Annotated in this window: 23 protein-coding genes; 2 read left to right on the top strand and 21 right to left on the bottom strand. The window is 67.9% G+C overall.

Translation table 11 applies throughout. The features are described from left to right. Positions 1–64: 64 nt before the first annotated feature. The 4 genes from HUT19_RS44125 to HUT19_RS40940 form a co-directional block, all read right to left on the bottom strand. The gene (locus HUT19_RS44125; RefSeq protein ID WP_303331496.1) at positions 65–196 is read right to left on the bottom strand and encodes a hypothetical protein; all 132 of its coding nucleotides are present in this window, start codon (positions 194–196) and stop codon (positions 65–67) included. Positions 197–701: 505 nt separating this feature from the next. Beyond that, positions 702–1,286: a hypothetical protein gene (locus HUT19_RS40930; RefSeq protein ID WP_176178518.1), complete on the bottom strand. Its 585-nt coding sequence runs from the start codon at positions 1,284–1,286 to the stop codon at positions 702–704. After that, positions 1,283–1,708 (bottom strand): hypothetical protein, encoded by a 426-nt coding sequence (locus HUT19_RS40935; protein ID WP_176178517.1) that lies wholly within the window; start codon positions 1,706–1,708, stop codon positions 1,283–1,285. Before HUT19_RS40935 ends, HUT19_RS40930 begins: the two co-directional genes overlap by 4 nt. Beyond that, positions 1,705–2,079, bottom strand: a complete 375-nt coding sequence (locus tag HUT19_RS40940) for a DUF6415 family natural product biosynthesis protein (protein WP_176178516.1) — start codon at positions 2,077–2,079, stop codon at positions 1,705–1,707. Before HUT19_RS40940 ends, HUT19_RS40935 begins: the two co-directional genes overlap by 4 nt. A 478-nt stretch (positions 2,080–2,557) precedes the next feature. Between HUT19_RS40940 and HUT19_RS40945 the strand changes: the two genes are divergently transcribed. Both HUT19_RS40945 and HUT19_RS40950 read left to right on the top strand, forming a co-directional pair. Beyond that, complete coding sequence (locus HUT19_RS40945) at positions 2,558–3,949, top strand: helix-turn-helix transcriptional regulator (protein WP_176178515.1); 1,392 nt, start codon at positions 2,558–2,560, stop codon at positions 3,947–3,949. A gap of 33 nt (positions 3,950–3,982) precedes the next feature. Next, positions 3,983–4,888 (top strand): phosphotransferase, encoded by a 906-nt coding sequence (locus tag HUT19_RS40950; protein WP_176178514.1) that lies wholly within the window; start codon positions 3,983–3,985, stop codon positions 4,886–4,888. 366 nt (positions 4,889–5,254) lie between these two features. On the opposite strand, the gene HUT19_RS43860 is transcribed toward HUT19_RS40950, so the two are convergent. From HUT19_RS43860 to HUT19_RS41035, 17 genes are all read right to left on the bottom strand, one after another. After that, positions 5,255–6,973, bottom strand: coding sequence for a DUF2637 domain-containing protein (locus HUT19_RS43860; RefSeq protein WP_254885330.1), 1,719 nt, complete (start codon positions 6,971–6,973; stop codon positions 5,255–5,257). Positions 6,974–7,033: 60 nt separating this feature from the next. Continuing rightward, complete coding sequence (locus tag HUT19_RS40960; protein WP_176178513.1) at positions 7,034–10,402, bottom strand: LysM peptidoglycan-binding domain-containing protein; 3,369 nt, start codon at positions 10,400–10,402, stop codon at positions 7,034–7,036. Then, on the bottom strand, positions 10,402–10,869 hold the full coding sequence (locus HUT19_RS40965) for a pilus assembly protein TadG-related protein (protein WP_176178512.1): 468 nt from the start codon (positions 10,867–10,869) through the stop codon (positions 10,402–10,404). The genes HUT19_RS40960 and HUT19_RS40965 overlap by 1 nt, the downstream gene beginning before the upstream one ends. Next, positions 10,870–11,286 carry a TadE/TadG family type IV pilus assembly protein gene (locus HUT19_RS40970; RefSeq protein WP_254885329.1) on the bottom strand — a complete coding sequence of 139 codons (417 nt, stop codon included), beginning with the start codon at positions 11,284–11,286 and terminating at the stop codon, positions 10,870–10,872. Positions 11,287–11,312: 26 nt separating this feature from the next. Beyond that, entirely contained in the window at positions 11,313–11,741 is a 429-nt protein-coding gene (locus HUT19_RS40975; protein WP_303331491.1) for a TadE family protein, read from the bottom strand. After that, positions 11,741–11,947, bottom strand: a complete 207-nt coding sequence (locus HUT19_RS40980) for a hypothetical protein (protein ID WP_176178510.1) — start codon at positions 11,945–11,947, stop codon at positions 11,741–11,743. The genes HUT19_RS40975 and HUT19_RS40980 overlap by 1 nt, the downstream gene beginning before the upstream one ends. Positions 11,948–11,979: 32 nt before the next feature. After that, entirely contained in the window at positions 11,980–12,864 is an 885-nt protein-coding gene (locus tag HUT19_RS40985) for a type II secretion system F family protein (protein ID WP_176178509.1), read from the bottom strand. Next, positions 12,861–13,787 carry a type II secretion system F family protein gene (locus HUT19_RS40990; RefSeq protein WP_176178508.1) on the bottom strand — a complete coding sequence of 309 codons (927 nt, stop codon included), beginning with the start codon at positions 13,785–13,787 and terminating at the stop codon, positions 12,861–12,863. Before HUT19_RS40990 ends, HUT19_RS40985 begins: the two co-directional genes overlap by 4 nt. Beyond that, positions 13,784–15,271: a CpaF family protein gene (locus HUT19_RS40995; RefSeq protein ID WP_176178507.1), complete on the bottom strand. Its 1,488-nt coding sequence runs from the start codon at positions 15,269–15,271 to the stop codon at positions 13,784–13,786. The genes HUT19_RS40990 and HUT19_RS40995 overlap by 4 nt, the downstream gene beginning before the upstream one ends. A gap of 28 nt (positions 15,272–15,299) precedes the next feature. Next, positions 15,300–16,142, bottom strand: coding sequence for a hypothetical protein (locus HUT19_RS41000; RefSeq protein ID WP_176178506.1), 843 nt, complete (start codon positions 16,140–16,142; stop codon positions 15,300–15,302). Next, positions 16,142–16,816: an SAF domain-containing protein gene (locus HUT19_RS41005; RefSeq protein WP_176178505.1), complete on the bottom strand. Its 675-nt coding sequence runs from the start codon at positions 16,814–16,816 to the stop codon at positions 16,142–16,144. Before HUT19_RS41005 ends, HUT19_RS41000 begins: the two co-directional genes overlap by 1 nt. Positions 16,817–16,840: 24 nt before the next feature. After that, positions 16,841–17,767, bottom strand: a complete 927-nt coding sequence (locus HUT19_RS41010; RefSeq protein ID WP_254885327.1) for an ATP/GTP-binding protein — start codon at positions 17,765–17,767, stop codon at positions 16,841–16,843. Then, the gene (locus HUT19_RS41015; RefSeq protein WP_176178504.1) at positions 17,713–18,249 is read right to left on the bottom strand and encodes a hypothetical protein; all 537 of its coding nucleotides are present in this window, start codon (positions 18,247–18,249) and stop codon (positions 17,713–17,715) included. Before HUT19_RS41015 ends, HUT19_RS41010 begins: the two co-directional genes overlap by 55 nt. A gap of 193 nt (positions 18,250–18,442) precedes the next feature. Further along, positions 18,443–19,249 (bottom strand): SAM-dependent methyltransferase, encoded by an 807-nt coding sequence (locus tag HUT19_RS41020; protein ID WP_176178503.1) that lies wholly within the window; start codon positions 19,247–19,249, stop codon positions 18,443–18,445. Continuing rightward, on the bottom strand, positions 19,246–20,094 hold the full coding sequence (locus HUT19_RS41025; protein WP_176178502.1) for a helix-turn-helix transcriptional regulator: 849 nt from the start codon (positions 20,092–20,094) through the stop codon (positions 19,246–19,248). Before HUT19_RS41025 ends, HUT19_RS41020 begins: the two co-directional genes overlap by 4 nt. A gap of 204 nt (positions 20,095–20,298) precedes the next feature. After that, positions 20,299–21,249 (bottom strand): replication-relaxation family protein, encoded by a 951-nt coding sequence (locus HUT19_RS41030; RefSeq protein ID WP_176178501.1) that lies wholly within the window; start codon positions 21,247–21,249, stop codon positions 20,299–20,301. Further along, on the bottom strand, positions 21,246–23,876 hold the full coding sequence (locus HUT19_RS41035; protein ID WP_176178500.1) for an ATP/GTP-binding protein: 2,631 nt from the start codon (positions 23,874–23,876) through the stop codon (positions 21,246–21,248). Before HUT19_RS41035 ends, HUT19_RS41030 begins: the two co-directional genes overlap by 4 nt. Positions 23,877–24,067 lie beyond the last annotated feature (191 nt).

The raw sequence follows: 24,067 nt of genomic DNA on the forward strand, positions 1-24,067 counted from the left end.
TCCGCGGAGACGCTGTACTGCCAATGAAGGAGTCGTCGAGGGAGATGGGCAGGTGCGCCAGGATCTACGTCACTTCGCTGTCTTGGTAGCTCGTCTCCAGTGAGCCGTGGGCGGCCAGGACTCCGTTGAGGCTCGGGTAGTGGTGTGTGCCCATGACGTACTCGGGCATCGGGGGCGTAACACGGAAGGTGTGCACGCCGGTTCACCTGATCCGGGCACCGGTCCCGTGATCCATGGCGCAGGACACGCAGACCGGTGGGCGGGCCGTTGACGGGCGGATGGGGGTTGCAGGGTCAATGGGGCTCCATCCACAGCACACCCAGCTCATTGGTTTCGGCCTCCAGCTCGCACACATGGCACAGCATCTGCTCCATTGCCAGCCGCTGAGGGCGCGGATGAACCCCGGCCGGGCTCGGGTTCGCCCTGCCTACGCGGTGGGCACGGCGGACACAGATGTCTCCTCGATGTGGTCCAGGGGATGGGTTAGGGGATGGCCGTGGCCGGCCGCCACTCGGTGACTGCGGGCGAGGGCGGCCGGGGCACCAGCTCCCAGCGATGGTGGATGGGCAGTGGCGCCGTCCTTTCCGGGGGTGTCCCGGGGCTGCCATAGGGGCGGGTGTATGGCGTCCGCACCGGGACAGAGAGGACCCACGTAGAGAGGCCGCCGGTGCGTCGATTCCGGTCCGCACCGGCGACCGGCTTCAGGGAACGGTGCCTCGAAGGGTTGCCAGCAGACGCTGGGCGGGATCGATATCGATGGTGCCGAGCTGGATGGCAGGCTCTTGATTGCATCGGATGCAGTCCGGGTGGGCGTACAGATCGACAAGAAGGCAACCGGTGACGGCCTTGTACGCGTCGGAGAGCAGGTCACGAACTCGCACCTGGTGGGCCCACCTGGCCGCGCATTCCCTCGCGTCGGCTCCGGCTTCGACTTCGTCCCGTGGGGCGCCGAGCAGGATGGCGAGTCGCGCGGCGGTGGGAACGGAGACCTCTCCGAGCATGATGCGACCGCTGTCCACCTTCAGGTCAGGCACGTCCAGGTCGTGCGCGAGGAACCCCCTTCGCAGTCGCCGGGCAACCTTGAAGGTCTCTCGCATGCCTTTGCGGATCAATCGGGCCAGCTCAACGGCCTCAGCAGAGGTGACGGTACTGAGCCCGATGAGAGGGCCGTGCAGTCCGATCGCGGGACATGGACCGTTGATCCCCGCCTGTTGCAGAGCGGAGCGTAGCTCGTGCGCAGCCATCACGAGAGCCGCTCGGTCATTAGACGGGGGCAGGCTGTTCATGCGGACCTCCGTTGGGCAGGGCAGTGCAGAGGGCTCGCCGTCTGACCGTGAAGCACGCGGACCGGGCTGAGAGCGGACAAGACGCGTGGGGAGGAGCCAGTGCAGGTATCGACGAGGTCCAGGCACGAGACCGGGTGGACGATGAGCCACACAGGGCGCTCGTTACTACCAAGACGTGCGGTGTAGGGGATGTCCTTGTGCAGATTGTGGACGGCGGCGCCCGCGCCTTGGTGGTCGCCGAGCCATGCCCAGACGATGCCGAAGGAGTCGCGATCCAGATTGACGGCGATGTTCCGTACGTTCGTCCTGAGCCAGGTGATCGTGCGGCCGGGGAAGCCCGTCGTTGTGCTCAGTGCCACGGCGTCGCGCTGGCCTGGTTCCGTGTAGATGACCTGGCACCAGTAGCCGCGGGGCATGGTCATACTGACCACCATTCCTCGACCGAGGTGGAGCCAGCTGTGTCTGCTGCCTCGGCTCTCAGCACCTCGAGGACGTCTTCGGTGAGCAGTGCCAGTCGGCGCACGTATCCTCGGGCTGATGCGAAATTAGCGGGCAGGGTGTGAAGGTCAAGCTGGCGAGCTCGGTTCGCGAACACCGTGAGATCCGGACTTTGGACTCTGGCGGCACGCTGGACCAGCATGTTCAGCAACTGGTGCAGGTGGCGGTGGATGCGCGGTGCCAGTCCTTGAACGTCCTCCATGGTGAGCAGGGCGGACTGCAAGCCGATGGCCGTGTCCAGGTCGTCGTCGATTCCCTCGTCGGAGACGAACGACTTGTGCAGAGCGGTGATCAACGCATGGACGGTTGCCGCTGGGACGAGCCGGGCAGGCTCGACGTTTAGATTCCGGCGCTGGCGGCTCGAGATCTCACCCGTGCAGAGGACTGGTACGACGGACTGCGGGAGACTCTCGAGCTCTCCCGCTGCTTGGGAACGGTGACGTTCCATCGTGTCTGTACGCTGCAGGGCGGCTGTCACGATATTCACCTCCTGTTCTGCGCCGGATGCCATTCTTCGGAACCACGGCACTCGTAGACTCGGTGACGCGATGTCAGGCCTCTAGCCATTGAGAAGCTTGTTGGCCGTTCGAGTTCAGCAAGATTCCCCCCTGGCGCCACGAGCGGACAACCTTGATGCATCACTGATCAGTGACTTTGGAAGGCGTCAAGTTACTGATTCGGGCGCTTCACTGTAAAGAGATCGCTGTTTTGAACGCATAGCCGATAGGACGTCACTACCCTTTCTGAGTAAAGAGCCAGCTGAGGGGGAAATCGTGGACGTGAAGCCGCACCGTCCGTCATGCGCCAAGCAGCTAAGGGAGATGGCCTATCGGCGTGGCGAGTCCCCCCGCCAGGTGGCGCAAGCCATCCGGGTTCACTGCTCGGTAACCTCGCTGCGTGCCCAGCGCCTGGCCCGGGGGCTGACCCTGAAGGAAGTCGCTGACGGTCTGAATACCCTGAGCAAGGGGCGTGCAGACGCTCCAAGGGTGGATGGTGATCAGCTTGGGCACTGGGAGACTGGTCGGCACCAACCGCGCCCTGCCACCGTCGGACTGCTCTGCGAGTACTACGGGTGTGGATCCCAGGATTTGGGGTTTGGGCCCGCAGCCGCAGCCGTCCAGGATTCGTCGAGTACTGCTGTTCCTGTTGATCCGCTAGTTGCACCCCCGGTCTCGCCGGGGCCGTTCGTGGCCGGGTCTTTCGAACAGCAAGTGGACGCGGCACGACGGTCGGTGGACCGCACGCTGGCGGTTGGTACTGTCAGTGCGACCCAGCTGGATCTGTTGGATGAGCAGGTGCTCTGGGCACGCGAGCAATATGTCTACACGCCACCTGCGCCGATGATCGCAGTGCTCCTCGGCCACTTGTCGGAGGTAGAGGACCTGGCAGTGAGCCGGCAGCCAGCTGCCGTCCAGGTCCGGCTGTCGGAGTTGACTGCCATGCTCGCCACCTTGATTGCTGATGCCCTGATGAAGCTGGGACAACTGCCCCGATCGCAGTCCTGGTACGCCACGGCGCGCAACGCGGCGGATGACAGCGGCAATACCGAGGTGCGGGCAAGGGTGAGGGCACAGGCCGCGATGCTGCCCTTCTACTATGGTCCGCTGGAGGCAGCGGTCAGTCTGTCCCGGGAGGCTCGGATCATATGCCGCGGTCGGCCCAGCGCCACTGCGGCATTCGCGTCAGCGGCTGAGGCACGCGCCTTGGCGAAGCTGGGTGATGTCGAGGGTGCGGATGCTGCGCTCCGGCACGCCACTGCGGCGTTCGAGCAAAGCAAGGCCGGAGGCTCAACAGAGAACGACGCATTCGCCTTTCCCGAGAGAAGGTTTAGGCTTTACGAGAGTGGGACCCTGACAGCTCTGGGTCGCACAGGCCAGGCACGTCGCGTTCAGGAGGCCGCCCTTCGGCTCTACCCGACCAAGACTGGAATCGACCCTGCACTCCTCGGTTTCGAGGCAGCCATCTGCCTGGCTCACGAGGGCAATCCGGTCGAGGCGTGCCAACTGGCTAGCGTCACGTTCCTGAGAATCTCCCCGGAGCACCGCACTCCGATCGTGGAACAGCGAGCTCGCGAGGTCATCGGGGCCCTTCCCTCCGATACGCAGAGAGGTCGAGCTGCACGACAGCTCCACGAGATCCTTGGCCGCCCTCCTGGACAGAGGTGACAGCACCGCCTCTCATCGGTCAGCCTGGACCCCATGACAGAAGCGGCACCTGCCCCTGGCGGGTTCGATGAGTCCGAGATGCATCAGGTCCTGAAACGAGGCTGCGCGACCATCGGCCTTGACTGCTCCGACGCACGCCTCCTTCGAGGGCACACCAATGCGGTCATCCTTCTCGAAAAGGAACATGTCGTCGCCAAGATCGCGCGAAGGGGATCGCGCGTCGATGACGTAGCGCGCACGGTCAAATTCGTCCGCTGGCTTATGGATACTGGATTCCCCACCGTCCCGCTGCTTCTCCCCGACCAGCCCGTCGTCATTGACCGGCACGCCATTACCTTCTGGTCTTACCTACCCCAGCCTGATCATCCGGTTGCTGCAGCCCAGCTCGCCAAGCCTCTTAGCGCCCTCCACGCAATCACCACGCCACCCGTGGCTCTACCGAATCACGACAACCTCACTACGATCCGACGGTCACTCGCGGCGAGCACCTGCCTTCCCGACGAGGGACTGTCGTTTCTGGTCGAGTATGCCGATCAGCTTGAGGCCGACCTTGGTGCGGTGCAGTTCGAGCTACCAGAGGGGGTGATACAGGGCGATCCGCAGCACCGAAACGCCCTCCACACCGTTGAAGGCGAAGCTGTCCTCTGCGACTGGGATACCGTGGCTGTCGGTCAGCCGGAGTGGGATCTGGTCACCCTGGAGGTTCACTGCCGGCGTTTCGGCCACGGACAAGGGCATTACGCGGCCTTCGCCGAGGCCTACGGCTGGGATGTCACACGCTGGTCGGGGTACTGTACGTTGGCCGCCATCCGTGAGCTGCAGATGGTCACCACCAATGCCCGGAAGGTCAACCATGCTCCAAGCAGCTTGCAGGAGGTTGAGCGACGTGTGAACGGGCTTCGTCGTCAGGACAGGTTCGAGCAGTGGAAGCTCCTCTGATGACAAGTCAGGCTCGCCGCCGAGTGGACCGCTTACGCCGGCGTCACCTCCGGTGGTGCCTGAGACCTCCATCGTGTGCAGCCGCCGCATGATCCTTGTGCCTTGGGACATTGACTCAGATACGAGCGCTACCTTCCATTGGTGCTGCACATCGACGGACTTGGGGCTGGCCGGTGACGCAGGTCGGACGAAGCCGCATCCTGACTCCATCGCCATGGACGTGTAAGAGTGCCTGCTGGTGGTACTTAGCCCGATCTATGCTTTTCCCGATCAGATCGCGCAAGGCGTCGTGCTGCGCAGTCGGATCAGCAGGGAGTTCGAGGCGGGATGTCTGTGCATTGAGGCTGATGCACAGAGCGCGAACTGTCATCGCGCAGTGGTCGTGGTGCGCATTGGGAGGTGGATCGGGGAGCGTAGTCGGCGCCGCCGATGGAAGTCAGGGAGTAGGGGCTCAAGGTCCTCGAGTGTCCATGGTGTGCCCCCGTTATTACGCTTCACTCCGCGCTCGGTCAGGGCTGTCAGTAGCTGCTCGGCAGTCGGCTCTTTGCCCTGGAGGTCGCAGTGCTCGTTCCAGATCTCGAAGCAGGGGAAGGCGGCAATGTAACGGCGCAGGGTGCTGGGACTGACCGCTCCGTTACTTCGTCCCTTTATGCCATGGTCGTAGAGCCATCGGGAGAGCTGGGCGCCCTTCGGCGGCTCGCCATGTTTGTCGCGGTAGGCGCACCAGGCGTCGTAGTAGCGGTCCGCCACGGTCTCTGTGGGTGATGGTAGATCACTGTGTCTCTGTTCGGGTGCGGGCTTCTTCGGTGATTCGGCAGTGTCAGGGCGAGGTCCAGTGGGGGCGTCGTTCGCTTCTTGACTGGGTGCCGAGGGAACGTACGGCTTCTCCGGGGGAGCGGGGGAGTGATCTCCATTTGTCGGGTGACGCACGCGGTTTGTCAGCTCGGTGACGTCACCAGTTTGCCGCAGCTGCCCGAACTGGAACGAAGAGGGGAACGTGCCGTTGTCGTCGAGGTGGTGGCGGAAGTCGCCGTAGAACACCTCGTCCAGCGGGATGTCGTTCGGCGTCTCGGCCAACGGTCGCCCTACCGGTTCGTGCTCGGGGTACGGCTCTGGCTCGCGTTGCTCGGGGACGTGGACGCCCTGGCCGTTCAGCACGCTGTGGCCATCGAGCTGCCGCCCCCGGGCGCCGACTGGCAGCACCACGTCCTCGTTGGCAAGCCTCGGGGCAGGCGCCGCAGACGGAGCTGCGGGACCGGCGCCATCGGCTTTGAGTGTGGGGTGGGTTTCCCGGAAAGCCGGGTCATCACCATCGGCCCGGGTAGCGTCGGCCGCACCCGCCGTCGCCCCCGTGCCCGTGCTCGTGCCGGCCGGAAGCGCGGACGGCAGGACCGCGTTCGTCTCCAGTCCGGCCGCGGCCAGCCCCGCCGGGGCGGTGTCCCTCAGCGGTACCCCGTACCGCGCGAGCCGCAGCGGCATCAGCGACTCGACGGGCGCCTTGCGGCGCCAGGCGCGCCCGTAGCGGGCCCGCAGCCGGGCGCGGTAGACCAGCCGGTCCTGCTCCAGCTTGATGACCTCGTCGTAACTGCGCAGCTCCCACAGCTTCATCCGGCGCCAGAGCCGGAAGGTGGGCACCGGCGCGAGCAGCCAACGGGCGATGCGGACCGACTCCATATGCCGGTCGGCGGTGATGTCGGCGATCCGGCCGACCGCGTGCCGGGCCGCCTCGACGGAGACGACGAAGAGCACCGGGATCACGGCGTGCATCCCGACCCCGAGCGGATCCGGCCAGGCGGCGGCGCCGTTGAAGGCGATCGTGGCGGCGGTCAGCAGCCAGGCCGTCTGGCGCAGCAGGGGAAAGGGGATTCGGATCCAGGTGAGCAGCAGATCCAGGGCGAGCAGCACGACGATCCCGGCGTCGATCCCGATGGGAAAGACGTTGGCGAAGTCGCCGAAGCCCTTGTCATGTGCGAGATCGCGTACGGCCGCGTAGGAGCCGGCGAAGCCGATCGCGGCGATCACCACCGCTCCGGCGACGACCACGGCGATTAAGGCCTTGTGGATCCCAGGTGAGGTTGCAGGCACGTGTCCGTTTCCGTCAGTTGCCACCTGCCGCCGCTGCCTCATCAACATCTGACCTTCTTCCTACACCGCGTTTGTGGACGGAGTGTTGATGAGCAGGAGACTGATCAACTGCTCGGTCTCCGGCTCGAGGTCGAGGTCGAGCGTGCGGATGGCCTGCTGGAGTGTGGTGATGGCGGTGTGGAGTCCGCCGCGGTTACCGGCGGCGTGCTCGATGCGCATCCAGTCGCGGTAGAGGAGTTCGGCGGTGGGCTCGACGTCGATTCCCACGGCGATGGCGCGGCGGGCTGCCTCGAGGTCGAGCTCTCCATGAGTGGGGTCGGATCGGTAGGTGGCCAGAGTGTGAGCGACATCGATGATCCGGCTGATCATCTCCTGCTGTAGCGGTGCCGCCCAGGGAAGGTCCCGGCCGCCGAGGGGGCGACCGCGCACCAGGCTCAGAGCTTGCTCCAGGTAGCCTGCCGCGGTGGTGGGTGATGCTGCGGTCAGGCCTCTCTCGGCGAGTTGCTGGAAGATGGTCCAGTCACAGCGAACGGCGGGGGCCAGGCGGTAGCTGTCCGTTCCGCGGGTGCGGCGGGGGACGTAGGGGTTGCCGTCGGCGTCGACCCCCAACTTGTTGCGCAGCCCGTACATGCGGGAATTGAGGGTGCTGGTAGACCAGGGGTTGGCCGGGTCCATGGCTTCGCAGATTCCCGCGGTGTCCCGGTGGGGCCGGAAGTAGAGCAGCACGGCGAGCTCGGTGAGCTTGGGGCCGTGCCCGGAGGCCCCGACGCCGGTTACTTCGAGGGGACCCAGGACCCGGACTTCCGGAGCGTGTAGATCGCGCGCTGTCGGTACCTCCGGCGCGTCATCCGTGGGAGAGCCCGGAGCGGGGGAGTCCCCGGCGTTCCGGTCCGTCGAACTGCCGGGATCCGCGGCGGCGTCGGTGAGCTCGGGCTTAGCGGCCTCGACGTCGGTTCGCTCAGCAGCGGGGCATTCGACCGGGTCGGCGATGTCATCGCTGTCCTGCGGGAGACGGGGGGAAGGCGCGGAGGGGGAGAGGAGCCGTAGCCCCGCTGGGTCGCTGGCGGCTCCGATCAGGGCGGGGAAAGGTCCTTCCGGTGCCTGCTCGTCGTTTCCCGGACCTGCGTCCTCTAGAGCCTCGCCTCCTTGGGCGGGGATGGGGCGGGGCGTGGGCGGCTCCGGCGGTACCTTCTCCCATGCGCCGTCCGCGGGCCGTGACGGCTGCTCGGTGACTTCGAGGGTGGCCACCAGCTGTTCGTAGGCCGTGCTGGAGACGGACTGGACCTGAATCCGCGCGCCGAGCACCTCCAGTTCCTGTGCCTCCTCATCGGTTCCCGCGTTGAGCTGTTCGGCGTTGGGGAAGAGATGGCCGATGCCGCTCTCGGGCAGGACAGCGGCGACCTTCAGGCCCCGGGCCTTGTCGAGGGCGTCGGCCAACTGCCACGCCTCCTCTTCGCTGATGCGGCTGGCGCAGATCAGCATCCACGGCAGCTGGGCGCCGAGCTCGGGGTCCTGGTGCGCTTCCAAAAGCCGCTCGCCCAGGTCGCGGATCGCCGCGGCGGCGTGGGGGAGGTGCCGGGCCCTGCTGGTGGGCAGCAGGCGGGGCAGCTCACGTCCGAAGCCGATCAGAAGGATGTCGGCCTGGTCCGCCCACGGGCTCATGCCGGTTTCCAGCGCGATCGCCGTACACACCGCGTCCACCTGCGGCTGATCGCCTTGGATGAGCAGGGTCGAAAGCTGGGGCAGGTTGGCCAGGTACAGCGTGCCCTCGGCATCGGTGCCGAGTGTGGCCAGCCCCGGGTAGGGGGCCTGAACCTGCCGGGCCCGCTCCGGCTCCAGCAGTTCGGCCTGTGCGTCCAGCGCCCACCAGTCGCCAGTCCCGGCGGCGAACGGCGGCATCGGCTCCCCGGGGGTGTCGGGGAGAAGTTCGACCGTTCTCGCGGTGACCCGGGCGCCGCGCACCACGGGAAGTGTGGACTCTGCTTGGGCGGCCTGGTGGGCCAGTGTGCGCAGCGCGGTATCGAGGAGTTCGGCGCTGGCGGGTGCGGCGCTGGCGGTCAGCGTCTGCTCCAGCCGGCTGGACTCCTCGGGCATGGCGATGGTCTCGCCGGGCTTGCGTCGCCGCTGCTGGATGAGCCTCCGCAGGCCGATGCCGCCGACCAGGACGGCGGCCAGCAGGGCACCAACCCCCGCGGTGGTGCGCACGGAGACACCCTCGGAATGTGCGGCGGGCTCGGGCGTGGACCGATGCGAAGTGTCGGTGTGCTGCTGTGTGGGGGCCGGGGTGGCGGGTGGTCGTGTCGTCTCCTCGCCGCGACGGCCGTCCTTGCTGCCGGGGGTGTGCTCCCTGCTCCGGTCGTGGTGATGCCGCGGGTTCTGGGGGCGGGGGCTGGCGTCCGGCCGGCGGGTGTCGTGGTCCGGCTTGCGGGGGCTGGGGGAGGTGCTGTCGTGGTTGTTCTCGTGGTCACCGGACTGGCGCCGCTCGGTATCCGTCCCTGGGCGGGTGTCGCGGTCGTGCGGGGCGGTGGGGGAGGGTAGGAGGAGTTGCTGTCCGGGGTGGATCTGGTCCGGGTCGGTGAGGGGGCGGCCGTCAGGCCCGGCGTGGCCCTTGTTCCGGTCAAAGATCTCGTCGTAGCGCTCGGGGTCCCCGAGTTGCTCCTCGGCGATCGTGGAGAGTGTGTCGCCGGGCGCGACGGTGACCGTGCGTCCAGAGCCGCCCTGATGAGGGTCGCCGGAGCCGGAGCCTGGGCTGCCGGGCATGAGGAGTTTCCAGCCGGGCTGGATGAAGGAGTCGGCGTCGAAGCGGCTGCCATCAGTCATCGTGCGGCCTTGGTTCAGGGCGGCGATCTCCTTCCACCGTTCGCCGTCGCCGAGTTGCTTCTCCGCGATGCTCCACAGGCTCTCGGCCGGACGGGTGTCCTGCACGGTGTAGGTGTGCTGCCCTTTGCCGCGTTCCGTGGTGGCGGTGGGGGAGGGGGCTTGGTCGTGGTGGGTCTTGGCGGTGCCGGGGGTGGACTCGGCGGTGGGGGCTGCGGCCGCCGGGCTGGGTGTGGCCAGTGCGGTGCCGGTGGGCAGCAGGACGAGGACGCTGCTGATCAGGGCAGCAGCGGCGTGGCGGCTGACGTTGATCCGGCGGGAGGGCCGCGGTGCGCGTCCGCGGAGCTGGGCTGGGATCTCGGCGAGCACGCAGAAGGTGAAGTGGGCCCAGGCGATCCAGGCGATGGCGACCAGGGCCAGGAGGAAGGCTCCGCCGGTGTCCTGGCGGTCCAGCAGGTGCGTGAGGTCGTCGTGGCCGCTGTGCCATAGGGCTGTGGTGACCACTGCAAGGAGAACAGGGAGCCCGGCGATGGTGGCGGCCAGGAGCAGGAGGGCGGCCAGGCCGCGCAGTACTGCGTGGCGGGGTTTCGTGGGCAGTGGGGGAGGGGGCATTACGGGCCTTCCTCGGGAGCGTCGACACCGTAGAGAAGGGTGGCCTTTCCATGGCCGGTCACGGCGAGGGTGTCGACGCCGGCGGCGGCCAGGAACTTGGTGCGGTAGGTGGTGTGGGTGGTCACGGTCAAGGACTTGCCATCGGGGGAGACCCGCACGATGCCGTGGGTGCCGGTGGCGCGCAGATAGGAGCGTGCTGCTGCTTGAGCGGCTTGCGGGTCGGCGACGATGGCGTGGCCGGGGATGGCCTGGCCGGGGTCGATCGCCTGCCCGCCGGCTCGGGCGGCCTCGGTGGCCAGGGCATCGGCGCGCTCCACTGCCCGAGCTTTGCCGCCGCCGTCGACGGCGATACCGATGATGGCCAGAAGCGGCAGGACACAGATGGCCAGGTAGACGGCGACCCCGCCCCGGTCGCCAGTGGGACAGCGGGAGCGGCAGAACGCGGCCACGCTTCGGTTCAGGCGCATCTAGTGTCCTTCGCGTTGCCGGTACTGGTCGATGACCGAGGTGAAGGTCGAGGTCAGCGTGCGGGACCCCGGGGCGGGTAGCAGCAGGTCGGTGAGGTCGACCGTGCACCGCACGGTCACGGTGACCGAACTGGCCTGCCCCAGCGGAGCGTTGAGGCCGCTGGTGTCCACGCTGGTACTCGCGCAGCTGAGACCCTGGTCGCGCAAGGATTCCCGCGCAGCCGCGGTAGCCGCTTGTTGGGCGGTGGTTGACGTTCGCGCGATGGAGGCTTCCCGCGCGGCATCTTCAGCGGCGGCGTCGATCTTCGAGCCCGACATCGCCAGACGGCCTCCCGCGAGAGCCAGACACACCAGCATGATTAACAGGGGGGTGATGATGGCGGCCTGCACCGCCTCACTGCCCCGGTCCTCGCGCATGCGCTTCCGGAGAGTACGCAACCGCCTCATCCCCCCGGCGTGGTGAAGCGCTCCACAGCGCCGGACGCGGACTGGGTGACCGGCAGGTCGGGCACGAATGGCAGCAGCGACGGTGCCGCGCCACTGACCTGGATGCGTATCCGCTCTCCCGTGCTCCCGGCCGAGGACACCGTGGCCCGGCGCAGGCTGTCGCCGGCCGTGCGGTCCAGCACCTCGCGGGCGCGGTTCGCTCCCGTGCCAGGCCCGGCCTGATAGGTGCGGCCCGCGGCAATACCTTCCCGGGCGGCGGCCAGGGCGATCTGGCGGGCGTAGTACCACATGCTCGCCTGCACGACCACGATCGTGAGCAGTATGACGAACGGGAAAATGATCGCCATCTGCACCGACGCGTCGCCTCGGTCACTGGCCAGGCGCCTTCTCCACCTCTGCTGGGCGGTCGATGTGACAGACGGCATCAGATGCCCGAGAGCTTGCCGTTGTACTTCGCCACCACGGCGGCGATGGTCCCGGCGATGGCGATGGCGCCGCCGATGGCCGCCACCCAGATGATGATGGTCGTGATGCTGATGTCGCCCCGGTCGGGACGGCGCCGGACCTCCTTCAGCCCCCGACTCAGAGCGGCGGCCAGCACAACAGCGGTCTTCGCGGCGAAGTAACGCATGACAGGGGTTTCCCCTCTTTGGTGATCGGGAGTTAGGTCTCGAGGATCCGGAGAACAGCTGGGAAGGCGATCAGCAGCATGACCAGCACCGCGAGCAGGGCACCGGGGGCGGTCATCCGCTCGCTGTTGGCGTTCGCCTCAGCTGCCTGAGCCTCGAGGAGTTCGGTGCGCAGGCTCTGGGCGCGGGCCCGCAAGCTGGTGTAGACGGCGGCTCCGTCATGGGCCGAGCGGCGCATGATCTCGGCGATGTCTTCCAAGGCGGGCAGATCGTGCTCCCGGTGGAGTTCCTCCAGCGCCTCCCACGGGGGAATGCGGTCAACACGAGCCCGCAGCAGGGCGGTCTGAAGGAGCTGGAACGGCCACCCTTTGCCGACGGCGGCCGCCCGCTCCATGGCCTCGGTGGGCCCGGAACCACCGGAGCGCTTGAGCGCCACCAGGTCCAAGTAGGCGGTGAGCGCGTGGGCGAACTCTTCCCGGGCCCGCTTGGCCTGGTCGCGTACAGACAGGTCCGGCATGATCCACAGCAGCGTTGCGACGGCGAGCCCGGCCACGGCCGGCACGTAGAACGGCATGCCGACGCCCAGCAGCAGCCACGGTGTGGCGGCAACCGCCGGGGCCAGCAGCCCCAGGGCTGCCAAGGCAACTTTGGTCAGCACAAACCGCTCGGGGGTCTGCTGAAGCAGGGCGAGGTTCTGGGTCGGAATCCGCACCCCGGGCAGGTCGCCGAAGCGGTCGACCAGCCAGCGGCCCCAGACCGCGTCCCGGTCTCGCGGCGCCTCACTCTGCTGGGCACCGCCGGGAGGCGTGCGCTGAAGGGCTGCCGCCAACGACGGTTGCGGACGCAGCAGTTCCCGCACCAGCAGGGCAAACCCCGCCCCGGTGGTGCATCCGGACAGAACAGCAAGGCTGGTACTCATGAAGTCTCCCGTCCGACGGCCGTCGCCGGGTCGACCGTGCTGCGGACACGGCTGCGCGGATCGGGGGCCAGAAAGCGGGGGATGGGCCGGTACTCGGCCAGCGACCGCATCCACGTCAGCACGGCGATGAAACCTGCGGACACCGCGGCCAGGACCAGCTCGCCGAGCAGCGTGCCGTACGGCGCCGTGTAGCTGGGCACCAGAAAGCCCAAGCCCACCAGGCTCAGGGTGATGAACACCATCCAGCGCACCGTCTGCCGTGACTTGGCTCGGTCCGCTTCGCTCTTGCGGCGCTTGCCGACCTCCTCACGGATGGTCTCGGCCAGGTCCTCCAGCGACTGCGCCAGCCCCGGACCACGGTCGGCGATGGACAGAATGAGAGCGGCTACCAGCTTGTCTGCCGTGATATCGCCCAGCTCGTCGGCGAACTCGCGCAGGGCGTCCTCGGGGTTCCAGCCGAGCTGGAGCCGGTCCGCCAAGGCCTCCACTGGTTCCTCCAGCGAGGCCGGAGCGCCCTTCCGGCTCGCGGTCAGGGCCTGTTGCAGTCCCCGCCCGACCCTCAGACCATCTGCCACCTGGCGCGCCCAGTGGCTCAGAGCCTCCATCTGGATGATCCGGGCCTGGGAGGACTTGGTCGGCGACAGCAGCCAGGGCAACCCCACGACGGTGAGTGCCACCAGGCCCCCGGCCACGAATACCCCGGTCACTAGCCACACCGCCAGGCCGAGCGTGATCCCGGCCATCAGACGGGCCTGTCGCTTCATCCGCAGCTCCAGCGGGTCGGGCTGGCCCGCCTTCCGGGCCCTGAACTGGGCCAGTAGACTCGGCCGCGCAGGGCCGGTGGTGCCCACCACCCCCAGTGCCAGGGCCACCACACCTCCGGCGACGGCCATCCCGCACGCCATCATGATCAATTTCGTCATGCCGTGGCCACCTTCAGCGACAGCGGCTGCCCAGCCCAGCTGTCGTATGCGCCGTTCAGCAGGTGGTCCTGGAACCCGACGCGGCGGAGGTCTGCGAGGCAGGACGGGGGCATCCTCGGCACGGCCCTGACCTCGCCGAACTCCTCACCCGGGGTGAAGATCGCGTTGGTAGCGGGGCGGCCGTACTCACCGACGCCGGTGACCTCCAGGACATGGGAGACGAACCGGTGACGCTGCCCGCCGATCTTCGACTCATCCAGCATCCGTACGAACACGATGAAGTCCAGCCCGTTGGCCGCCTGCCGGTACGCCAGTTGCTCGGACATGTTGCCCTGCGCCAGCAGATACAGCTCAGCGATTCGGTCGAAGACCACCCCGGGATCGGAGGCATGTAGGGTGCACAGATTCCCGCCCTGCCCGTTGGTCATCGCCTGAAGCATCGCCACGATCTCCGGGCCCCGGACCTCGCCGACCACGATCCGCGACAGCGACATCCTCAGCGCCCGGTACATCAGGTCCATCAGCGTGATCTCGCCGATCAGCCGCCCATCCGGGCCGCGCTCACCATTGGACTCCCGCGCCTCCATCGGCACGACCTGGCGGTGAAACCCGTTCTTGTGGGCATACAGTTCGAACTCGGTCTCGATGGTCGCGAACCGTTCGTCCGGGCCGATCTCCTTGAGCATTGCCCGCATCAGCGACGTCTTACCGGCTGCCTGCGGGCCCGCGATCAGCACATTCTTCTCCGCCTTCACGCACGCAGACAAGAACGCCGACAGCGTGGGGCTGACCATGCCCAGACGCATCATCTCCTCGAGATCGGCATCCTGGACCCTGTGCCGACGGATGGTCACATAGGTCCGCGGACTCACCTCGGTGACAGCCTGCAACCGCGATCCGTCCGCGAGTCGCAGCGCCAGCATCGGGCTGGCCGTGGTCAAGGTGCGTTCGCTCTGGCCGCCGTCACCGCTGGCCAGGCGCCGAAGCAATTCCCGAAGTTCCTCCTCAGAGTCGGCCACCCGCTCAGCCCGGACCCGCTGTCCACCGGCCAAGTCCAGCCAGACCTCGTCATGCCCGTTGATGAACACGTTCTCGACCTGGGGGTTGTCCAGGTGCTGCTGGAGACGGCCGGCCCGGAAGAGCTCGTCGAACACCGCCCGGCGCAGCGCCGCGTCCTCAGCCGCTGTAGGACTCACTCCGCGCTCGGCCGCGGCGGCGTCCGACCACTCCGCCACCGCCTCGTTGATCCAGTTTCGGGCACGCTGCTCCACGGTGTCCACGCCCACCATCGGCGAGGCCTTCCGGAAGTCGGTCACCTGCCGGGCCACGCGGTCTTTGACCAGTGCGACAGCATCCCGATCCACCACCAGCGACGGCACCGCCGCTCCGAGTACCTGGTGCTGTCCCGCGCTCCCCGCCGCAACACCCGGGCTCCGCAGGGTGCCTGCGGAGACCGGAGTGTCAGCGGTCGACGGCGGCGGCATCCGAACCGTCGGGTCTGGGTGCAAGGGCTTACCACGCACTCGTCCTCACCTCCCTGCCCCCGGCAACCGACCCACCGCGGGGAGCCAGGCGAGCACGCCGCAACGCGGCCCGCTGCCGCAACGGCGTGGTCGCCCCATGCACAGCCCGCATCAACTCACTCCGGGCGAAGCGCGCAGGCTGCTCCGCGCCGTCCGACAACACCCGGGCCTGCGACGGCCGGTAGGGCAGCGTGCCAAGGACAGGCGTCTTCAGCAGCTTCTGCACTTCCCCGGCCGAATACGGGCCCTCGTCCACCAACAGCAGGCCGACCTCACCGACCCGGCCCCGAAGCGCCTCGAGGCGCACCTGCACCGACTGAACTGCGCGCATCGTCGATCGAGCCACTATCACCAGCAGGTCGGCCCGTTGAGCCAGGGCCGCCGAAGGGCCGAACGCCCCACCCCGGCCCAGGTCTATGAGCACGTCATGCGGATACTCAGGGTGCCGCTCGATCCCCGCGAACAGGTCAGCCAGCTGATCCCAGGCCGGAGCCAGAGCTGCCGCTTGCGCAGGGTCAGTGAGCCCGGGCAGCACCACTCGACGATGACCCTCCGGCTGCGCGGTCCGGTCGTCACCGGAAATGTCCACCAGCTGCCGCCAGAAGGCCTCGGGCAGTTCCCCCTTGCGGGCGGCCACGGAGAGGTTCTTCAGCCCGTACTGGTCTCCGAGCGAGCCCTGAAGCAGCCCGTACAGCACCGATCCGCCGTCCGGATCGCACTCGGCCAGCACCACCCGGCGCCCTGGATCCAGGGGCCAGGACAGCAGCAGCGCCAGCGCCGTCGTCGTCACACCTGGCGAGCCCGCACAGCCCGCCAAAGCGATCACCGGCATCACGCACCGCCCTGCGCATCGATCAGCAGCCGGATCTTCCCCGTGGACACCCATGCCGCCAGCAGGGGAGTCTCGGTGCGATCCGCCGCGACGTCGACGACCACCGATCCGGTTCCAGGCGTGGGGTCGCCGACCCTCACCACGCGAGCTGAGATCGGCTCGGCCTGGGCCTTGCTCGCCTCCTCGTCCTCACCGGGCACCTGGACGATCTGGACTTTCTGCCCCGGCGCCAGGGAACTCGCGGGCACCTGCTCCGGCTTCAACCCCACCGGAACAACCTGCTCACCGGGCCTCACCAGGGAACCGCTGGTCACCTGCCCGCTGGACAGCAGCGAGCCGGGTTTGAGCTCCACAGCAGCCCGCTTGCCCACCACATCGGACCGGTCCGCCACCTTCACCGCCGGATCCAGCGCGACCGACGCCTCGCCCAGATCCCGGTCAGTGATCACCTGGCCCACCGGCACAGCCCGGACCACGGTCACCACCTCGGTACGGTGTCCGCTCTCCATCAGCAGCACCGCCCCACCGGCGCCCCCGCCGGTGATCAGCACCACGGCCAAGGCGATCAGCCCTGGTCTCCTCCGCCGGGCCGAGACCCGCGGAGGAGTCACCGGCCCCGCCACCGGCGCCGGAACTCCGGCGCCTGGCGCGCTACGGTCCTTGGTCTTGCTCACTACTTCGTCCTTTCTCCACCGGGGTCAGCCGAGAGCCTGAAGCTCGCCGACCGACACCTCCACCTGGGACTCCCGGACTTCCGTGAGCTCCCCTGACTGACCGCCGCCGGTCCACTTCACCGTCCACGTTGACGTCGCGTTCACCTTGAACTCCTTGCCGGACTCCGTCGCGGAGGTCTGCGCGTAGGTGTGGCCGCAGTCTGGCGAGGTCCGCTTCCCGTACGCCTTCTGGTACGGCGTGCCTGCTCCGGTGCAGGTCACCGTGGACCCATCGCCCATTGCCCACTTGATCTTCGAGACCTTGGCCGTGGCTGTCACCGTCACCGCCCCCGCCGATGCCGTGGCCGAGTTCGGCCCGTAGGTGGTCGCCGACTTGCCGACGTGCATCCACACCGGAACACCCACCGCCCACCGGCCCGTCGCACTCGGGCTGACGATGTCCGGCCCCTTCAGCTGCATCTTGTCGACGGCCTGCTGCGCCAGCTGGGCGGGATCCGGTCCCGTCGCTGCGGGAGGTGTGGCAGACCAGAACGTTTGGAGGGGTAGCGGAACACCGAGGGTGGATGCGGCGGTGGACGCGTCGAAGATGCAGGAACGCGTGTAGATGGCGCCGTCACCTGGCTTGTGACCCTTCCAGACCGCGCTGCCGGCTGGTGGCTGCGGATTGAGTCGACTCACCGTGCAGGACCGGACCTTCGGCTTTCCGCCCTTGCTCCCCTTCGGGGCAGGCTTGTGCCGAGCTTCCGATCCGTTGGAGGCGGGCGATCCAGGATCCGTTGCGCAGACACTCACCCAGGAGTCCGTGCCCCCGCACAACCCGTTTCCGTCTGCATGCGCTGTCGCGGGCAGCGCGGCACCGAAGACGGCGCCGCCGGCGACCGCCAGCGCCAGTCGCTTCAGCAGGTGCGGGGTTTTGACGTGACTTTCAAAATCATCCACTGCTTCCCCCACTTCTCAGCATTTATCGTGGTTGCGTAGCGCTTGAGCTGCCCCTTAGGGGAGGGCACGGTCTTCCCGGTCTTCCGGTCGACACGTGTCCACTTCGAGACGTCGAGACAGTCGGCGATCGTTGCTCGAGGCACCTTCCGGTCCATGTCGAGACCGGAGACCTTGGCGTCGTTGACCGGCGCTCCCTTGGCCACGACGCCGGCCTTCTTCAGGCTCATCACGTCGCTCTTTGCCCTGGCCAGAGCGTCGGCGCTGGCGTATTCGTCGAGGTCGGTGCCCTCGACGGTCACCTTCGAATAGGCCTTGACTTGTTCGTCCCAGTAGTGCCGGTAGGCGGTGAGTACGTCGCGCTTATCAGGAGCCTGTGGGTCAGAGCTGGCCGTGGTCTGCGAGGACTGTGGCGACGAAGCGGCCGGTTTCGAAGGGTGCTTGGACTCCTCCGACTTCCCGTCACCGCCAGAGCACGAGGAGACAGACAGTGCCACGCCGACCGCAACCGCCCAATACCGTGTGACCTGGTCCCTCCTGCCGCGACGGAGTGCGGATCGAGCGGATGAAGATGGCGGTGTCACAGAACCCCCTCATTGAGTGCTGACGACGCGATCCGGAAGCCATCCGGGCCGCTGGCAATGGAATTGATCAGGTGCAAACCGGTGGAGATCGCGTTCTTATGCACCGTCAAAGCGGCTTGTAGGCGAGAGCGGCGTGAATGCAGGAGTCGGCTTCCAGCCCTGTCTCGGTGTCGTCGGGTCTCCACCGGTTGGTGGCCACGATGCCGGGCTCCAGGACCTCCAGGCCCGCCCCGTCCAGAAATCCGGCGATGGTCGCCTTGCTCCGTGGAGTGACGATCACCCCGCCCTCGCCATACATCCGCGTCAGGTTGTAGACCGGGCGCCGGTCGTCGTCGTAGTCGTAGGTGCCCTGGCTGAAGGCCACGTAGCTGCCCGAGGGCAGCGCGGCGACCAACCGCTTGATGATGCCCGCCGGATCGGCATCGTCCTGCACGAAGAGGAACACCGAGGCCAGCAGCAGGGCGACGGGCTCCTCAAAGTTGATGATCCTGCGTACCTCGGGGGAGCCCAGGATGGAATCCGGGTCGCGGACATCAGCGGTGACGTGGGCGACCCGGTCGTCGTGGTGCAGGGAGGCCGCCAGGTTCGCGCTGATCACCGCGTCCCGGTCGACGTAGGCGACCCGGCAGTCAGGAGAGATCTCCTGCGCGACCTGATGCACATTGGGCTCGTGAGAAAGCCCCGAGCCGACGTCGAGGACCTGGCGCAGCCCGTACTGGCCGACCAGGGTCCGCACCGCTCGTATCAGGAAGCTGCGCTGGTTGCGGGCGATCAGCTCGACGTTGGGCACCTGCGCCCGGATCCGCTGGGCCAACTGCATGTCTCCCGGCCAGCTGTCCTTCTCTCCCCGCTTGCTCAGAAATCCGGCGTAGAGCCGCGCGCCGTGCGCGTGGAGGGCATCATCAGAGGTCATGCTGATCTTCTCCAGTCTTCATGAATCCCCTCCAGTAACCGGCGTGTCGGCTCCCCGCGGGGCGTGGCCTGTCCTGCTGTCTGGTCCAGGACCTCGGTGTAGGCCGCCACCGCCGCTGGTTTGTCCACGAAGACCAGGCCCTCCAGTTGCTCCGCGCACACGATGTCGGGCAGCTCCTTCGGCCGAAGCCGGTAGACGCAGCACGCGCCGGCACGGGCTGCTGGCGCGGGACCGGCAGAGAAGGGAACGACCTGGATAGTGATGTGCGGTCGGGAGGCCATGGTCAGCAGGTGGGCGAGCTGGCCCGTCATGACCTTGCAATCCCCGACCTCCCACCGCAGTGCCGATTCGTCGAGCACTGCCCACAACATGGGGCTGCCGTCGCTGTCCAGCAGCGCCTGGCGTCGTTCGAGGAGTTCGATCCAGCGGTCGGGCTCCGGTCGCGGGGCGATCGCACGGGCGTACTCCGCTGTCTGCAACAGCGCGGGCACCTCCCATGGCGCGTACGCCCGGATCCGGGCCGCTCCGCTCTCCAGGGTGAGGCAGTTGGTCATCGGCCCGTCCAGCAGATCGCTGTAGGGCTCCCACCAGTTCTTCAGCGCCGCCCGCTCGGCCAGCGCCACCAGGGCGCGGACCTCAGCCTCGTCAGCTCCGTAGTAGGAGAGAAGGGCTCGAAGGTCCGAGATGCGCAGCCGGTGCTCCGCACGCTCCATGCGCCGCACGGTGGTGTGATGCAGTCCAAGCTCGCCGGCCGCCTGGGTGAAGCTGCGTCCGGCCCGCTCCCGCAGAGTCTGGAGGTGCCGGGCGAGCACCTTGCGCAGAATCGCCGGACTGTCCTCGAACACGCCGCTCCCGTCCCGTGCCAGCCAACCGCGCCCGCGGCGACACCATGGTTTTGCGAATCGCAAAACGCGCTTCGGACTTCCGATGCTAGTACTCGAACCACTACACAGCGCAAGCGACATACCGACACACGGCTTGCGCTGTACCGCAACTTGCCCACTGGCAAGGGCATTTGACTGGAAATGCTTCGCTTTGTGAGGAAGTGGCTACAGGTCTGTCCACGCACAGCGCCCTGCGGGGGCCTCCAGCGAACGCCATGCTTCCGGGAGGCCGCCGAGCGGAGTCCAGACCGGCGCGCGGGGACCGCGCTCCTCAAGTTCGGACAGCACCGCCGCTCCGAGGGGCACCTTCGCGGCCATACGGGCGACCAGCGGATGCTCGGCCACCATGGCCTGAAGGTCCTCGATGCGGTGCTGGTAGGTCACCGGGCTGGCATTGGTCAAGACGAACAGCACGCGCGGAAAGACCGGGTACCAGCGCTGCCACCCAGGGGCTGCCGTCTGCTGGGCTGCCGCCGAGCGGCGCCCGAGGACCGGCACATGGGTGTGAGCGTAGAAGCGGGCGTACCGGATGAGCTTGCTCGCGAGCGTGCCACTGCTCGTCGTCGCCCGATCGACCTCGATGAACGCGCGCAGCTGCGCGCGATTACCTTCAAGCGAGGCTGCGCTGTAGTGCAACAGGGCGTCGGCCTGGAGGAGTTCGCCATCAGTCAGGTTGTGGGTGGTCTCGGGAATCCAATCCCAGGGCCCGTGCTCATCCCCGTGCCGGCGTGCATCGCGGACGAAGGCCAGATGGGTATCGACCACCGCGCGGGCGTGAGCGGCAGTCAGCGACGCGACAGTCCTGCCCGTGATCGGGTACTGGGCTCGCCTGCGGACCTCCGGCCACGACTCCGTAGCCCGCACGCCGCGCCGGGTGAGGAACCACGCTCGCAGCCGGTGGGTTCCTGCCAGGGTGACGCAGTCGATCAGGTGCTCCTTGCGGAGCTTTGTCAGCACTTCCGACATGTGTTGACGGCTGCCGTCGGGGAGCAGCAGGGCCTGCAACTGCCGTGTGTCCACCACGCGGTGCTGAGCGATTGCGGCGATGACCTCATGGGCCACCGTCTCCCTCAGCGAGGGCCGTGCCCCGTGGCGGTCGGTCGCGGATGTCGTCATCGGTTCCTCCGGGGTCGTGAAGCGGCCTCGCCAGGGCCGGAAGAAGTAGTGGTGGTAGCCCGCGCCGTCACGTGGGGTGCGGTGCTGGTCAGGAAGCCGAGGACCTTGTCCCGCTGCTTGTCGGCGATGTCCGTCAGCTGGTGTAGGGGCTTCGCCTGTGCTTGGGCGTCGGCCGCACGGGTGAGGGCGCCGACTGCTCTGGGGCGGGCCAGTTCGCGGAAGGTCTCAGTAAGGTCGGGGCCGCGTAGTTGCAGCGGGCCGACCCGACGCCCGTCGACGGTGAGACTGATGTAGTGGTGGTAGAGGTCCAGCTCGGTGACCTCCGCGGGGTCGACCTGATCGCCCCACTCGTTGGTCACATGCCGGATCGCGTCGACGGCCCCGGCGGTGGTGGCCAAGGTCGAGGAGTTCTGCATCAAGGAGGCCCGCACCTCCGGCGAGAGCCGTTGGAGCAGCTGGGTCATGCCGTGCACCCGCACCCGGAATTTCCGCAGCTGCTCGAGGATCTCCGCGATGCTGGATCCTGCGGCCCCGTCCAGGGAAATGAGTTCGTCCAGGTAGGCCCGGAACGGCACCCTCACGCGCTCGTCCAGTTCCCGCCGCGACAGTCCAGCCCGCAGCAGGTCACGCACCAGCAAGGCCACGACGAGACGATCGGTGGGGCCGTTGCCAGCCGGGCAGATCCACACCACCATCCGCTGGTCCATGGCTGTACGGATGTCGTAGGCACCCACCGGGCTGCCGAGCATCGCCCGCACGGCCGGGGTCGCGGCCAGCCGGTCCAGCGGGTTGAGCACCGTCGGCAGTGCATCCGCGGGGATCGCAGCGAACGACGTCTGCCACCAGGCGGCCTGCTCGCTGTCCAGCCGCGCCACGACTGCCTCACGGAAGGCCTGGTCGGACAGCAGCGGCCGCACGTGGAAGATCGTGGCCTGGCAGTCCGGCCTCTGCGCCCGACAGGCTGCGATGTTGACCGCGACCAAGGCCTCGACGGCCTTCGTCGCGATGGTGATCGCCCGTGGTGCGGTCATATCGCTCCAGCCCAGCGCGGCAGCAAGAGCGTCCACCACAGCACCGACGACCTCGTGGGCTGGCTGCCCGCGGTCCACCCCCAGCGGATTCCAGGTTCCCACCAGTGAGCGCGGGCCGGTGACAGCCAGGTCGATCCGAGCAATCCGTTCCATGATCGCGTCATGGGCGAGATACGGAGCAGCCCGTCTCCACGAATCACCGTGCGGATCCACGTACGCCAGACCGTGACCGGCGTGAGCGGCGCCGACGGCCTGGCACAGCGCCCGCTCCGTCTTCCCACCGCCCGACTTGCCGACGGCGAGCTCATACAGAGTCTCTTCTTCCCGCGTTGCCAGCAGTCTCCACCGGCCGTCCGCTCCGCGGTGCCAGCCCTGGAGCAGCACGGCGGGATCCCCGACCCGGAAGGTGGGGACATCACTGGCCAGCACAGGCAGACGGCAGTGCACGGTCGGGGGCTTGAGAAGCCCGGCGAGCTCCTCCAGATGAACCCAGTTGGCCCGAGGCGGACGCATCTGACCGGTGCGCCAGCGGTGGTCAAAGACGCTGCGCCACGGGCGCCGGTCAGGGCCCCACCTGATGGGACCCCACACCCGGCCCATCCACGCGAACCGGGTCCGAGCCGCGAACACATCCAGCGCCGTTTCGATGTGCCGCAGCCGTCGCTCGGCCCGGCCCGCCGTATCGGAGGCGCAGCGCACCATCAGCTGAACACACACCAGATGCGCATCATCAGCTAACTTGCCCAGCGCCTTCTCACGCTCCACCCGGCGAGGCGCTGGCGGCACCATCAGGCGCCTGTGCGGGTGCTGCCTTCGCTCTGCTTCACCCGGGGTCAGCAGACGTGACAGGTGATAGCCGATCGAGTCTTCCACGTCGCGGTAGTCCTGCTGCACCCACCGAGCGGCCCGGTGCGCCTCGCGCCGCTCGCGCTGCCGGGCGGCCTGGAGCACCTGCCACCGGCGAGCCTTCAGCCTCCATCCCGGTGCCCGCTGAAAATCCAGACACACCTCCGCCAGATCACCCAGCTCGACACGCAGATCAGCGACCGCATCCACCAGTGGCTGCAACGGGTCGGGCTCCAACGGCACGTCTCGCAACCGGTCGCCCGCACCGCCGCGCAGCTCGAACTGGGCCCGGACCACATACTTGCGCTGCTTGTCCCGCACGACCGGAGCGGTCCTCTCACAGCGCACCTGCCCATACGGCGAAGTCCGCAGCAGATGCACCGCCGCTCCCGGCCCTTCCACCCGGTAGGACAGCGGGCGGGTCCCATCCGCACGCAACCGGACCCGTACCGCCTTGGCCTGCCTCGGCATCCACCACGGCTCGGCCGCCGCCGCACGGGTCAGCAACGCCCCGTACCGGAAGATCTCCTCAGCAGAGGGCTCGAAGCGCCGGGACGGCACGAGCTCGACCGCCACGCGTCGTGGAGCCGCTCGATCGGCCAGCCGCCGCTTGACGAAGGCCACTGCGCCACAGACCAGCAGACCGGCCACCGCCAGCCACAACCACTGATCCCATTCCCACCTCACGATGCTCAGCGAGGTCTCCAGCACGCTGCCGGCCTGCCAGCCATCAGAGGATGCGCCGGTCATCGCATACGCCTTCAACGTGACGGCCTCCACCTGTCACCTCCATCCCGGGTGAGGAACACCCGTGCTGTGCGGTTGTCCTGATAGCCAGAGCCGGAGGGGGAGGCCCCGGCCCACACCAGATGGACCGCCACCAGGCGGCCGGAAACCTGTCGTGCGACAGCGGCCTGGATACGGAAACGGCGATAGGGACG

This window comes from Streptomyces sp. NA02950 (assembly GCF_013364155.1).
Classification (GTDB): Bacteria; Actinomycetota; Actinomycetes; order Streptomycetales; family Streptomycetaceae; genus Streptomyces.